This window comes from Acinetobacter sp. PK01 (assembly GCF_022819285.1).
Lineage (GTDB): Bacteria > Pseudomonadota > Gammaproteobacteria > Pseudomonadales > Moraxellaceae > Acinetobacter > Acinetobacter tandoii.
This window is the reverse complement of record NZ_CP094643.1, coordinates 1,493,093-1,506,449: the sequence shown is the minus strand read 5'-3', so window position 1 is coordinate 1,506,449 and position 13,357 is coordinate 1,493,093. Positions and strand designations below refer to the sequence as shown.

General features: G+C 38.1%; 12 protein-coding genes. 10 read left to right on the top strand and 2 right to left on the bottom strand.

Annotated features, from left to right (window positions below; translation table 11 throughout):
- The first annotated feature begins 102 nt into the window (after window positions 1-102).
- From rpsA to MP622_RS07190, 5 genes are all read left to right on the top strand, one after another.
- A complete protein-coding gene (gene rpsA / locus MP622_RS07210) occupies window positions 103-1,779 on the top strand; it encodes a 30S ribosomal protein S1 (protein ID WP_016167693.1) in 1,677 nt (558 codons plus the stop codon).
- 161 nt (window positions 1,780-1,940) lie between these two features.
- The gene (locus MP622_RS07205) at window positions 1,941-2,243 is read left to right on the top strand and encodes an integration host factor subunit beta (protein WP_016167694.1); all 303 of its coding nucleotides are present in this window, start codon (window positions 1,941-1,943) and stop codon (window positions 2,241-2,243) included.
- A gap of 17 nt (window positions 2,244-2,260) precedes the next feature.
- On the top strand, window positions 2,261-2,620 hold the full coding sequence (locus tag MP622_RS07200; RefSeq protein WP_044740024.1) for a lipopolysaccharide assembly protein LapA domain-containing protein: 360 nt from the start codon (window positions 2,261-2,263) through the stop codon (window positions 2,618-2,620).
- 36 nt (window positions 2,621-2,656) lie between these two features.
- Window positions 2,657-3,337 carry an orotidine-5'-phosphate decarboxylase gene (gene pyrF, locus MP622_RS07195; RefSeq protein ID WP_044740023.1) on the top strand — a complete coding sequence of 227 codons (681 nt, stop codon included), beginning with the start codon at window positions 2,657-2,659 and terminating at the stop codon, window positions 3,335-3,337.
- Window positions 3,338-3,433: 96 nt separating this feature from the next.
- Window positions 3,434-3,631, top strand: coding sequence for a hypothetical protein (locus MP622_RS07190; protein ID WP_044740022.1), 198 nt, complete (start codon window positions 3,434-3,436; stop codon window positions 3,629-3,631).
- Window positions 3,632-3,701: 70 nt separating this feature from the next.
- On the opposite strand, the gene MP622_RS07185 is transcribed toward MP622_RS07190, so the two are convergent.
- Complete coding sequence (locus MP622_RS07185) at window positions 3,702-4,610, bottom strand: lysine exporter LysO family protein (protein ID WP_104442215.1); 909 nt, start codon at window positions 4,608-4,610, stop codon at window positions 3,702-3,704.
- A gap of 209 nt (window positions 4,611-4,819) precedes the next feature.
- On the opposite strand from MP622_RS07185, the gene MP622_RS07180 reads away from it, so the two are divergent.
- The 4 genes from MP622_RS07180 to MP622_RS07165 all read left to right on the top strand — a co-directional run bounded on the left by MP622_RS07180 (window position 4,820) and on the right by MP622_RS07165 (window position 10,525).
- Entirely contained in the window at window positions 4,820-5,827 is a 1,008-nt protein-coding gene (locus MP622_RS07180) for an AraC family transcriptional regulator (protein ID WP_104442214.1), read from the top strand.
- 78 nt (window positions 5,828-5,905) lie between these two features.
- Window positions 5,906-7,054, top strand: a complete 1,149-nt coding sequence (zapE, locus tag MP622_RS07175; protein ID WP_016167700.1) for a cell division protein ZapE — start codon at window positions 5,906-5,908, stop codon at window positions 7,052-7,054.
- A 359-nt stretch (window positions 7,055-7,413) separates the two neighbouring features.
- The gene (locus MP622_RS07170; protein ID WP_243793240.1) at window positions 7,414-9,579 is read left to right on the top strand and encodes a malate synthase G; all 2,166 of its coding nucleotides are present in this window, start codon (window positions 7,414-7,416) and stop codon (window positions 9,577-9,579) included.
- A 277-nt stretch (window positions 9,580-9,856) separates the two neighbouring features.
- The gene (locus tag MP622_RS07165) at window positions 9,857-10,525 is read left to right on the top strand and encodes an SOS response-associated peptidase family protein (RefSeq protein ID WP_104442212.1); all 669 of its coding nucleotides are present in this window, start codon (window positions 9,857-9,859) and stop codon (window positions 10,523-10,525) included.
- Between the two features lie 48 nt (window positions 10,526-10,573).
- Here MP622_RS07165 and MP622_RS07160 read toward each other — a convergent pair whose 3' ends face one another.
- Window positions 10,574-11,038, bottom strand: a complete 465-nt coding sequence (locus tag MP622_RS07160; RefSeq protein ID WP_016167703.1) for a MarR family winged helix-turn-helix transcriptional regulator — start codon at window positions 11,036-11,038, stop codon at window positions 10,574-10,576.
- A gap of 763 nt (window positions 11,039-11,801) precedes the next feature.
- Here MP622_RS07160 and MP622_RS07155 point away from each other — a divergent pair.
- Complete coding sequence (locus tag MP622_RS07155) at window positions 11,802-13,334, top strand: transporter associated domain-containing protein (protein WP_044740020.1); 1,533 nt, start codon at window positions 11,802-11,804, stop codon at window positions 13,332-13,334.
- Window positions 13,335-13,357 lie beyond the last annotated feature (23 nt).

Genomic DNA, 13,357 nt, shown 5'->3' with positions numbered 1-13,357 from the left:
TTTTAGCGAAAGCATAGCTTGATCAGTTTATAATGGACTATGTAGACGCTTAACTAAAACGGCCTTGTCTGATCCAAGACCGCATACTTTATCGGGTATATCATGACCGAATCTTTTGCAGCCCTCTTTGAAGAAAGTGAATTAAACCTCAACGTTGAAAAGGGTGCTGTCATCCAAGGCGTTGTAGTAAGCATCGACTCTGACTGGGTAACAGTTGACACTGGCCTTAAATCTGAAGGCGTAGTTGACCGTGCTGAATTCTTAAACGAACAACGTGAACTAGAAGTTCAAGTTGGCGATACAGTTGATGTTGTTGTTGAAGCTCTTGACAACGGTATGGGCCAAACTGTTTTATCACGTGAAAAAGCGAAACGTGCTGAAACTTGGACTAAACTTGAAAAAATCTTTGAAGATGGCGAAATCGTTACTGGTGTTATCTCTGGTAAAGTTAAAGGCGGTTTCACTGTTGACATCGGTCCAGTTCGTGCGTTCTTACCAGGTTCTTTGGTAGATACTCGTCCTATCCGTGACACGACTCACCTTGAAGGTAAAGAGTTAGAATTCAAAGTAATTAAACTTGATGCAAAACGTAACAACGTTGTTGTATCTCGTCGTGCTGTTATGGAAGCTGAATCTTCAGCTGACCGTGAAGCTCTTCTTGCTCAGCTTGAAGAAGGTCAAACAGTTACAGGTACTATTAAGAACCTTACTGACTACGGCGCGTTCGTTGACCTTGGCGGTATCGATGGTCTTCTTCACATCACGGACATGGCTTGGAAACGTATCAAGCACCCATCAGAAGTTGTTGAAGTTGGTCAAGAAGTTACTGTTAAAGTACTTAAATTTGACAAAGAGCGTAACCGCGTATCTTTAGGTCTTAAGCAATTAGGCGAAGATCCATGGTTAGCGATCATGAGTCGTTACCCTAAAGGTTCTATCGTTAAAGCTCGCGTAACTAACTTAACTGACTACGGTTGCTTTGCTGAAATCGCTGAAGGCGTTGAAGGCTTAGTACACGTTTCAGAAATGGATCACACAAACAAAAACATCCACCCATCTAAAGTTGTTCAGATTGGTGATGAAGTTGATGTTATGGTTCTTGAAGTTGATGAAGAACGTCGTCGTATTTCTCTTGGTATTAAACAAACTCGTGCTAACCCATGGGAAGAGTTTGCTAAGAACCACGACAAAGGCGAGAAAGTTTCTGGTACGATCAAATCTATCACTGACTTCGGTATCTTTATCGGTTTACCAGGTGGTATCGACGGTTTAGTTCACTTGTCTGATATTTCTTGGAACGAACAAGGTGAAGAAGCAATTCGTCGTTACAAGAAAGGTGACACTGTTGAAGCGGTTATCTTATCTGTAGACGCTGAAGGCAACCGTATCAGCCTTGGCATCAAGCAAATGAACAGCGATCCATTCAATGATTTCTTAGCTGCTAACGAACGCGGTGCTTTGGTTAAAGGTACTGTAACTGCAGTTGACGCTAAAGGCGCTACTGTTAAGTTGGCTGACGAAGTAGAAGCTCAATTAAAAGCTTCTGAAATCAACCGTGATCGCGTTGAAGATGCAACTAAATTCTTAGAAGTTGGTCAAGAAGTTGAAGCGAAAATCATCAACGTTGATCGTAAATCTCGCTCTATCAACTTGTCTATCAAAGCGAAAGACGAAGCTGAAGAGAAAGAAGCTGTTGCTAACTTGAAGACTGCATCTGCATCTCAAGACAATGGTCCTAAGACTATTGGTGACTTGATCAAAGCTCAAATGAACCACTAAGTAGGTCGTATAAATTGTATTGTTAATGTAATTTAACTAATACTTTTTACACAAATACTGTAAACGGTAGCGTAGTATTTAATTATTGCGCTACCGTTTTGTATTTAAACAGGTTATTATCAGTTTAGGTACAAGTAGCTTGATAATTAAAGAGGTCGCCGATGACTACTGAAGCACTTAATAAGTCTGACTTAATTGAGCGTATTTCTCTAAAAAACCCGCACTTAGCGGAGCCGTTAGTAGAAGAGGCTGTTAAGATCATGATTGATCAAATGATTGCATCCCTTTCATCTGATAGTCGTATTGAAATTCGTGGGTTTGGTAGCTTTGCATTGCATCATCGTGAGCCACGAATTGGTCGCAATCCGAAAACAGGAAAATCTGTTGAAGTGGCAGCAAAAGCAGTTCCACATTTCAAACCTGGTAAAGCATTACGTGACGCAGTGAATGAAGCTATAGAATAATAATAGGTGGGGTGTATATGCGTTATGTATTGGTCGCCATATTAATCATTTTATTTGGTTATTCATTGGCTTTGGTTTTACAGAATGGTACCGAAGTCACTGTCGATTTGTTATTTACACAAGTTCCAGCTATGCGCTTAGGTTTGGTTCTATTACTGACTTTAGCCTTAGGTGTGGTGGTCGGATTATTACTTGGTGTGCAAGTATTCCGCGTGTTTCAAACAAGTTGGGAGATTAAGCGCTTACGTAAAGATATTGATCACCTGCGTAAAGAACAAATTCAGGCTGCGCAATTGGCTGCTGCTGAAGCTGCTGCAAATGCAAGGCATGAAAAAACTGTATTTGATGTAACAAACGATAATAAAAGCCCATTATAATGGGCTTTCTTTTTGTCTAATCAAAGGTAAATTCTCTTGAGTATCATTGTTGCACTAGATGCTAAAAGCCAAATTGATGCATTGCACATTGCAGAGCAGTTAGATCCTGCATTATGTCGAGTAAAAGTTGGTAAAGAGTTATTTACTCATGAGGGACCATCTGTTGTTAAAGCTTTGCATGCAGAAGGGTTTGAGGTTTTCTTGGACCTAAAATTTCATGATATTCCAAATACCACAGCACAAGCAGTTTGTGCAGCTGCGGATTTGGGTGTATGGATGGTTAACGTGCATGCATCAGGTGGCCGTAAAATGATGGAAACCTGCGTAGAGCGTTTAAAAGCAGGGAATTATGCAACTCAGTTGATTGCTGTGACTGTTCTAACTTCTATGGGACGTGAGGACTTGCGTGATATTGGTTTGGATGTTGAGCCATTTGAACAGGTTAAGCGTTTGGCACAATTAACCAAAGAATCAGGTTTGGATGGTGTGGTGTGTTCTGCGCAAGAGGCAAAAATGTTGCGCGAATTGTTGGGGCAGGATTTTGCATTGGTGACACCTGGAATTCGTCCTGAGGGGGCTAATGCAGATGACCAAAAGCGAATTGTTACACCAAAGCAAGCAATGCTAGATGGTTCTACACATTTGGTGATTGGTCGTCCAATTACAAAATCTGAGAATCCACGTCAAACCTTAAAAGATATCTTGGCAACACTGTAATCTTTAATATTACGAATAATTGATAAAAGCCTTTCTAATGAAAGGCTTTTTTGTATGAATACACCATTAAAAAGGTGAATAGGTGGTAAATAAAAAATGTTAGAGTTCGATGAGATTGCTGAAGCGGAGAATTTTGCCACGTTACAGAACACGTTAGAAGAAACGAAGTTACTTGAAGAAAAGAAAGAAGGCTCTTCTACTGATTGGTCGGCTGGAATTGATTTGGTAGATATCGGATCTGCCATTATTGAAGCTGTGGGTGATATTATTGGTAATATTGATATAGACCTGTAGGGTGTCTGGTTCGATCTTATTAACTCCCTTGGCGTTAACTCTTAAATTAATACCAAGGGATGTCTTATTCTTAAAGTGCAGCAAGCACACTAACAGCAATCGGTGCAAGAATAGAGAGAATAAAACCGCTGACCATTGCATGAGGGATAAAGTCATTACCACAAGCTTGTTTGACCATTGGAAGGGAAACATCCATTGCAGTGGCTGCTGCTGAAGCGATTGCTGAACGCGGATAACGCCAGCCAATACAATACATGAGAATGATTGCAAAGATCTCTCTAAATAAATCATTAATTAGCGCAATACTGCCTAGGGCAGGATTTTTAAGTTCTGAAACAACAATTCCGCTCATGGAGTAGAAACCATAACCTTGAGATAGCATAATCAGATCTTTCAATTGTAGTTGTTTTAGAAAAATACTACACAGTAAGGCTCCAATAATAGAACCAACAATACAACCAATAGGCACTAAAAGAATTTTAAAATTTAACCAAGAGCGATCTAATGGGCTGAATGCAAGATCGAGTCCAATCAAAAACATGAAAACCAGAAGTAGATACCATGTATTTACTTGGGTTGGAATTCCTATATTTTCCAGTAATTTTGCTAAAAGAAATCCTACTGCTAGTGCTATACACGCGTAGGAGATACTCATGAAGGACTTGAATAATAATGACAGTGAAATTTTGCCAGAAACAGGTTGTATGCCAATAAATTTATAGAGAGCAAAACAACATAAAAATGACCCTATTGTTGTAAAAAAAGCCAGTGCGGTTGCACTACTTAATATTTGAGAAGAGCCATGAATATTTTCAAGGGCATGGGTGAATTCCATGCTAATCCCAATCAAGAGCAAATAAGAAAAGTAAGGTAAGACTTTAAAGCATAGTTTAATTAAACTACTTGGAATTTTTTTTGCAAAGAAATATCCAGCGGCTAAGCACAAAAGAAGCTGAGATATAAGAATAAATGCTTGCATAGGTAAAGCGATATTTTAATGATGTGCCATCATAGCCTAAGTATGCAAATGTTGCAGTGGTTGATATCGATATGATCGAAATTTTGACATTAGATTCGGGCGGCACGAAATCCTACATCTTTATATACGATTGTAGTTTGATAGATTCGGCAATTTTCAAATACGGGGAATTGAGTTAAAAAAGGGTTCTTATCTTTATTGACACAAATATGAAAAGATCGATTCTCAGTCTCATGTATTTAATACAAGCGATGCGTAAAGCTGGGATTGATGTTGATCAGCAGTTAAAAGGCATTGGTTTAAGTGTCGATACCTTGGACCCGACTGCGATTATTCACCCCAGTTTAGAGTGTGATGTATTGATGGTCTTGGGTGAGCATATTTCGTCTGAGCAAGGCTTAAATATTGGGCAACATTATACGTTAGCAGGGTATGGTCCTTTATTGATGCTATTGGTGACCAGTGACAATATTAGAGTTGCCCTTGAAAAAGTGATTGCATATCAGCCGCTAACACATCTTACAGCTAAACTGAGTTTAAAATTTCAAAATCATCAGGTGGCATTGTGTTATGAAGCCAATGATTTAACTGATGAGCTAAATATGCTACGTACGCAATCTGAATTGGCGGGTACATATAAGTTTATTCAGGAGTTGTATAAGAAGATGGGGCTAAGCGTGCCTCAGCTAAAAGTTGAGTTACCCTTTGATCCGCCTGAAAATACTGAGATTTTGGCAATGTATCAAGCATACTATGGGATGGATATTACCTTTTCAAAGCCTTATGCTGCATTTTGGTTTGATGAGGCTGTTTTGGGGATTAAAATTCCTTCGGCTGATCAAATGACATTCCGTATTTATGATTATAAATGTCAGGCTGAAATGAAGCGATTGTCTCAGCAATCAGCAGTACCTGATTTGGTGGAGCGCGTTCAGGACTATTTGGACTTGCAGCAAGGTGTTATTCCAACAATGGCGGAAACAGCACAAGCATTACATGTTCCAGAGCGCACACTGAGACATCAGTTGCAGCAGCTAAATAGTAGTTATAAGCAGATTAGAGAACAATTAATTAAGGAAAAAGCGCTGAGGTTAATTGAATATCAGGAGTACACCATTGAAATGATTGCTGAATTATTGGGCTATTCTGAACCAGCGGCATTTAACCATGCCTTTAAACGTTGGTTTGGACGCAGTCCTCGGCAATATTCCAAGTAGTGTTACTCATGCCAAAGTTTTATTTATTGTTCCCTAATTTTCGTTATACTTTCGTCAGACCAAAATAGTAATCAAGATATGTCGGATTTAAATCTTCACAGCACCGCCTTTGCTCCATTATCACCAGCTGAACGTTACGCGCAAGCTTTGGCTTCTGGGCAATTTATGCCTGATGAAGCTCAAGCACAGGCCGTACATGAATTAGACCGTGTCTGGCAAGAACTGATTCAGCGCTATAAGGCATCAAAGAAGGCATTTCGTCGCTTTCGTCGTCAGACATCTCCACAAGGTGTTTATATGTGGGGTGGGGTGGGTCGCGGTAAAACATGGTTAATGGACCAGTTTTATGATTCGATTCCATTCCGTCGTAAAACACGCATGCATTTTCATCATTTTATGCAGCATGTGCATCGTGAGCTAAATAAATTGTCTGGTCAGCGTAATCCCCTAGATGCGGTTGCGGATCAGATTTATAAAGATGCCGTGATTATCTGTTTTGATGAATTCTTTGTTACCAATGTCACGGATGCAATGATTCTGAGTGAGCTATTCCAGAAGTTGTTTAGCCGTGGTGTAACTTTGGTTGCGACATCAAATATTGCTCCAGATGGTTTGTATAAAAATGGAATCCATCGTGATCGTTTTATTCCAACCATTGAGATGGTGAAGAAAAACTGTGTCATCTTAAACGTAGATGCGGGTGTGGATTATCGTTTGCGTGTACTTAAGCAGGCACAATTGTTTAAGCATCCTTTAACACATGATCATAAAGTTTGGATAGCTCAGCGTTTTACAGCATTGACGCAAACACAACTTCAGTCGCAAGAGCCGATTGTAATTAATAATCGCTTGGTGGAAACAATTGGCCATACCGAGGATGTATTGTGGTGTGAGTTTTCTGAACTGTGCTTGAAACCTCGCAGTCCAGCCGATTTTATTGAAATTGCGAATATCTATAACACGGTATTGGTGAGTAATGTTCCACATTTGACCGATTATCTTTCTGAGGGAACGCGTCGTTTCATCTATTTAGTGGATGAATTCTATGACCGTGGAGTCAAATTATTGCTGACTTCGGAGGATACGATTATTGATATTTATCAGGGTGAAAAACTAGCATTCGAAATTGAGCGGACACGTTCACGCTTACTTGAAATGCAATCCGATGATTATTTGCATTCAGAACACCGACTCATTGAGAAATCTGCCAAAGATTTTAACGAATAAGCAAAAAACGCCATGAATTGGCGTTTTTTTATGGGTGAAAGTATTGTATGTTAAATCAACATTTTTTCTTGTATAGGGAAATGTGAATACCTTAAAACAAGTAAAAATTCAAGAAATGAGGCAGGTTTGAATTAACGCTGAACTTAAGTCTAATTTCGACATTTCAAAAACTTAATACACTGTAAAAAGAGTATTCATGAGCGTGATAATACAAACTAAATAGGATTTTATTTGATAATGTCAATATTTATTGCACAGAAAATGCTTACTATTTAGGAATGTGATATTCGTATTCAGAAAAGTATAAATAGGTATACTGGAATCTCTTGTTATAAAAAGTAGCAATATCAGGAAAGACAATGACTGTACGTATTCAAAAGGGTAAGTTAGCGATTGCTAAAGAACTTTACGATTTTATCGAGAATGAAGCTTTACCAGGTTCTGGTTTGGACAGCGAAACATACTGGAAAAACTTTGAGCAAGTCGTTGTTGATCTTAGCCCAAAAAATAAAGCGCTTTTGGCAAAGCGTGAAGATCTTCAGGCTAAAATTGATGAATGGCACCGCAACAACACATTTGAATTAGAAGCTTACAAAGCTTTCCTTAAAGAAATTGGCTACTTGGTACCAGAAGTAGAAGATTTCCAGATCAGCACAGAAAATGTTGATGAAGAAATTGCATTATTGGCAGGACCACAATTGGTTGTGCCTGTGCGTAATGCGCGTTATTGCTTAAATGCGGCAAACGCACGTTGGGGTTCACTCTACGATGCACTTTACGGTTTTGATGTGATCTCTGAAGAAGGTGGCGCTGAAAAAGGTAAAGGTTATAACCCTGTTCGTGGCGATAAAGTTATTGCATTTGCTAAAAATTTCTTAAATGAAACTTTCCCGCTTGCACAAGGTTCACATGCTGACGTAACACGTTATGCAGTGGAAAATAACAAATTAGTTGTAACACTTAAAGATGGTTCTACAACTGGTTTAGCACATGAAGCACAATTCGTTGGCTTTAATGGTGAAGAAGCAAACCCTTCTGAAGTTGTTCTATTGAACAATGGTTTACATGTCATTATTGAAGTTGATGCAACAAGCCCAGTAGGTAAAACTGATGCGGCAGGTGTGAAAGATTTAGTTCTTGAAGCAGCAATTACAACCATTCAGGATTTAGAAGACTCTGTTGCAGCAGTTGATGCTGAAGAGAAAGTAGAAGGCTACCGTAACTGGTTAGGCCTAATGAAAGGTGATTTACAAGAATCAATCGAGAAAAATGGCAAGACCATTACTCGTACATTAAATAAAGACCGAACAATTAAAAACTTGATTGGTGGTACGACAACTTTACATGGTCGCTCGTTAATGCTTCTACGTAACGTCGGGCATTTAATGACGAACCCTGCAATTTTGGTTGATGGTGAGGAAATCTTTGAAGGCATTATGGATGCCTTAGTAACGCCATTACTCAGTGTTGCTGATATTCGTGGTCAAAATGAGAACAAAAACTCTCGTAAAGGCTCAATGTATATCGTTAAACCAAAAATGCATGGTCCAGAAGAAGTTGCATTTGCAGTTGAATTGTTTGAACGTGCAGAACAAGCAATTGGCTTACCAGCGAAGTCTTTAAAAATCGGTATTATGGATGAAGAGCGTCGTACATCAGTTAACTTGAAAAACTGTATTGCGGCTGCAAAAGACCGTACGATCTTTATTAACACTGGCTTTATGGACCGTACAGGTGATGAAATCCATACTTCTATGGAAGCAGCACCAGTTGTTCGTAAAGAAGCAGTAAAAACACAAAAATGGATTGCAGCTTACGAAAATCGTAACGTAGCAATTGGTTTAGAGTGTGGCTTACAAGGTAAAGCGCAAATTGGTAAAGGTATGTGGCCTAAACCAGACAGCATGAAAGATATGTTGGCAACTAAAGCTGCACATCCAAATGCAGGTGCATCATGTGCTTGGGTGCCATCTCCAACAGGTGCGGCACTCCATGCAATGCATTACCATCAAGTGAATGTAAAAGCACGCCAAGATCAATTGAAAGCAGAAGAAATGCTTTCTCTAGATGATTTGTTAACGCCTCCGTTTGCTCCAGAGACTAACTGGTCAGCTGAAGAAATTAACAATGAACTTGAAAATAACTGTCAAGGTATCTTGGGTTATGTAGTTCGTTGGGTCGACTTGGGTGTAGGTTGTTCTAAAGTTCCAGATATCAATAACGTTGGTTTAATGGAAGACCGTGCAACATTGCGTATTTCTTCACAACACGTTGCAAACTGGTTGCGTCACGGTATCGTTACACGCGAGCAAGTTGAAGAAGTGTTGAAGTGCATGGCTAAAATTGTAGATGGTCAAAATGCTGATGATCCGTTGTATACGCCAATGGCAACAGACTTTGATAATAATATCGCTTTCCAAGCTGCTTCTGATTTAATCTTCAAGGGTGGTGTTCAGCCTTCAGGTTACACTGAGCCATTGTTACATGCTGCACGTTTGAAACTTAAAGGTTATACAGGTGATTAATTTCGATTAGTTGCGTGAATTTGACAAAGACCTTTCAATTTTGAAAGGTCTTTGTTTTTATAAGAGAAAAAATTTAACAACAAAAAGAATAAGGTTGTATTTAGATAAGTATAAGAATTGAGATTCAATAGAATGATTTATTCCGTATGACGGTGATGAAGCCCGCTATGATTATGTCTATAATATTGAAGTTGCAGATTCTAATAGTTATTTTGTGACTGAAATGAGAATTCTAGTTCATTGTGATATGAAAGAAAGCATCTATCGGATTCAATAAATGTGTGCCAATTTTAAACCTCTAACCTTGTCGCAACTACAGCAATTGGGCTTGCCACAAATTCCATTTGAATATCTGGAAGAGGTTTATCCTAGTTATAAAACTCCGTTATTGTTTAAATCTGAACATGGATTGGAATGGCGAGAAGTGTTATTTGGTTTAGTGCCGAAATGGGCTGAAGATGCCAGTGCCTCTAAGCGTACTTATAATGCTAGACATGAGACTATTTTTGAAAAGCCAAGCTTTCAAGATGCGGTTTATAAATGTAAGTTTGGTGTTATTCCAGTCACTGAGTTTTATGAAAGTAAATATATTGAAAATAAACCGCAACGATGGGGTGTGAGGCGTAAAGATGGTAAAGCCTTCTTTATTGCTGCAATTTATGAAATTTGTAAAATCAATAACGAATTCATTCGTTCTGCAGCAATGCTGACGATGAATGCAATAGACCACCCTATGATGAAAGAGTTTCATGAACCTGGTGATGTAAAACGATCAGTTGTCATCATTCCACATGAGTATCTTGATCATTGGCTAAGCTTAAAACAGCCACATCAAATGACTCAATTTATGCAGGGATTCCCAGTTGAGGAGTTTGAATGTTCACATGTGCCTAAAGCAAAAATAGAGAAAATAACAGCTCAGTTGAACATGTTTGATCTTTTCTAAATATAAAAAAAGGGTTTCATTTGGAAACCCTTTTTTATGGTTTATAAATTAACGGTTAAGATTGTTAAAAATATGTTTTAAGCTGTCCATCATTTTTTCAATCTGTAAGGGTGTTAAACCTTCAAAGGATTGTTCGAGTACAGCACTAGTCAAATCATTGATTTTATGTGTCATTTCATTGCCCTTTTCGGTAAGAACAACACGTGTTATACGAGCATCATCTTCACATGAATAGGTGTTAACGAGCCCTTCGTCTTTAAGACGATAAACAATCTTTGTCGTTGTAGACATTTTCGATACGACCATATCGGAAAGATCGGATACGCTAGCATTTGGTTTAGATTTTAAAGCAAGTAAAATGCGACGACGAGAATTATCTAATCCGTATTTTTTTAGGACTTGATCGACCTTTTGCACATGTTGCGAATAAACCTGAGTGATCCAAAAAAAAGGAAAATTCTCTAGAGTAAAGTCGTCAGCGGTAGGTAAAAACTTCGCATACTTTTTAGTCATATGGGATTCCAAATATTTATTTTTATATTGCTTAATATTATGTGAAATATGACACGTTAAGCAATATAATTGTGATGAAATGTTCAAAATTCGATTTGTGTATTTGCAGTGACTTGATGGCGAGTCTATACCCGAGGAAATTTAAATGACTGCTCTAGTGCTAAATGAGCATCGTTTTGATGCAAATTAAGAATGCGCATTAAGGGGAGATAAAAGGTCAATCCTGTTCCTTCTGTCATAGCAACCAATCCTGTAAATAAATCTGAGTTAAGTAGGTAATTCATTTACCATACATATTGAGTAATAAATAATTTGATAGATATTCCATTTAATTTTTTCATTTTAGTATAAAAACTTCTTTTGAAAACTGGCTTTGTTTACAAAACATTTCTGTTATTTGAAGCATTAATTTAAGAAAAATTAATATTTAAATACTAAATAATCAATAAAAAGAATAATTTAATTCATTAGAAATCCTTACACAAGCAGTATGAGACTATTTGTGACTACTCAGTTTTCTTTTTTTGTTACAATCAACTCTGTCAATGTATTTGAATTGTATCTGATGATAATATTTTAATCTTTCTTGACAATAATATCTAGTAAGTTGATTTTGTAAAAAAATTAAAAAAAATAATTACAATGTAAGAAGAGTATGCATAATAAAACTATCTATTGTTAAAAAGAGGTTTTACATGGATCCGTCGCCGTGCAGGTCTAGCTTATTAAAATTTTGCCTTGAGTTAATCGAGGTGCGTCAATAATGGAATTCTTATTAGATCCAGGAATTTGGGTTGGCTTACTTACCCTAATTGTCTTAGAAATTGTTTTAGGTATTGATAACCTAGTCTTTATTGCCATTTTGGCAGATAAACTTCCACCAGAACAGCGTGATAAAGCGCGTATTATTGGTCTTTCACTCGCATTGATTATGCGATTGGGGTTGTTATCCGTTATCTCTTGGTTGGTTACTTTAACCAAACCGCTCATTCAAATTGCTGATTTATCTTTCTCGGGGCGTGATTTAATCTTGCTCTTCGGTGGTCTGTTCTTGGTCTATAAAGCCGTGACCGAGTTACACGAGAAAATGGAAGGTAAACCCGAAATTAAATCAATATCTTCAGTGGTGTATGCAAGTTTCTGGGCAGTCGTTGCTCAAATTATTGTGCTTGACGCGGTCTTTTCTCTGGATTCTGTCATTACAGCCATTGGTATGGTAGATAATATCTACGTGATGATGGCGGCAGTAACAATTGCAGTTATTGTAATGTTGTTTGCCTCTAAACCACTCACTAGCTTTGTAAACCGTCACCCTACAGTCGTCATTCTGTGTTTAAGTTTCCTATTGTTGATTGGTATTAGCTTAATTGCGGAAGGATTTGGTTTCCATATTCCGAAAGGTTATATTTATTCGGGTATTGGTGTGGCTATTTTAATTGAGGCCTTCAATCAATATTCAAAACGCAATGTGGCGAAACATGAATCTAAGATTCCATTGCGTCATCGTACTGCTGATTCCATCTTGAAATTAATGGGTGGAAAAGTAGAACCTTCTCATATGGATGCTGAGCAAATTGAAGCTCAGGAAGCCTTTGCAGATGAAGAGCGTTACATGATTGGCGGGGTCTTAACTCTGGCAGAACGTTCTGTTGCTTCTATTATGACACCTCGAAATCAGATTTCATGGGTCGATTTAAATGATACTCCTGAAAAAATTCGAGAGCAGGTACTTGCAGTACCGCACAGTTTATTTCCAGTCTGTCGTGGTAGCTTGGATAAAGTTATCAGTGTAGTGCGTGCGAAAGAACTGCTTGATGTGCTAGATGATGGTGAAGAGGCGTTAAAATCATTGATTAAACGTCAACGTCCAATTTTTATCTTTGAAAAGATGAAAGTGATTGATGCCATTAATACCTTAAGGACATCGAAAGGTTCATTGGTTCTGGTCACTGATGAATTTGCTAATGTTAAAGGGTTAATATCTCCACTGGATGTTTTTGAAGCAATTGCAGGTGAATTCCCTGATGCTGATGAACAGTTGGACTTGGTCAAAATTAATGATCAAACATGGAAGGCTTCGGGCATGTTGGATTTATATCAGCTTGAGCTTGAACTTGGTGTTTTTGATTTAGTCGAAGATGATGCAGGCTACATGAGTGTGGCTGGTCTGATTCTGGATAAGACGCAAGGCGAAGTTCGAGTTGGAACTCAGCTTGATTATCAAGGTGTCCATTTTGAAGTTACTGAATTAGATGAAAATCGCATAAAATTCGTGACAATCATTTATCGCCATTAAGTTATGTAATGATGAAAACGCCC

Excerpts from the sequence above, each read along its gene's own strand:
- MP622_RS07185 (WP_104442215.1), bottom strand. The coding sequence starts at position 4,610 with ATGCAAGCATTTATTCTTATATCTCAGCTTCTTTTGTGCTTAGCCGCT.
- MP622_RS07180 (WP_104442214.1), top strand. The coding sequence starts at position 4,820 with ATGAAAAGATCGATTCTCAGTCTCATGTATTTAATACAAGCGATGCGT.
- zapE (WP_016167700.1), top strand. The coding sequence starts at position 5,906 with ATGTCGGATTTAAATCTTCACAGCACCGCCTTTGCTCCATTATCACCA.
- MP622_RS07165 (WP_104442212.1), top strand. The coding sequence starts at position 9,857 with ATGTGTGCCAATTTTAAACCTCTAACCTTGTCGCAACTACAGCAATTG.
- MP622_RS07190 (WP_044740022.1), top strand. The coding sequence starts at position 3,434 with ATGTTAGAGTTCGATGAGATTGCTGAAGCGGAGAATTTTGCCACGTTA.
- MP622_RS07155 (WP_044740020.1), top strand. The coding sequence starts at position 11,802 with ATGGAATTCTTATTAGATCCAGGAATTTGGGTTGGCTTACTTACCCTA.
- rpsA (WP_016167693.1), top strand. The coding sequence starts at position 103 with ATGACCGAATCTTTTGCAGCCCTCTTTGAAGAAAGTGAATTAAACCTC.
- MP622_RS07160 (WP_016167703.1), bottom strand. The coding sequence starts at position 11,038 with ATGACTAAAAAGTATGCGAAGTTTTTACCTACCGCTGACGACTTTACT.
- MP622_RS07200 (WP_044740024.1), top strand. The coding sequence starts at position 2,261 with ATGCGTTATGTATTGGTCGCCATATTAATCATTTTATTTGGTTATTCA.
- MP622_RS07205 (WP_016167694.1), top strand. The coding sequence starts at position 1,941 with ATGACTACTGAAGCACTTAATAAGTCTGACTTAATTGAGCGTATTTCT.
- MP622_RS07170 (WP_243793240.1), top strand. The coding sequence starts at position 7,414 with ATGACTGTACGTATTCAAAAGGGTAAGTTAGCGATTGCTAAAGAACTT.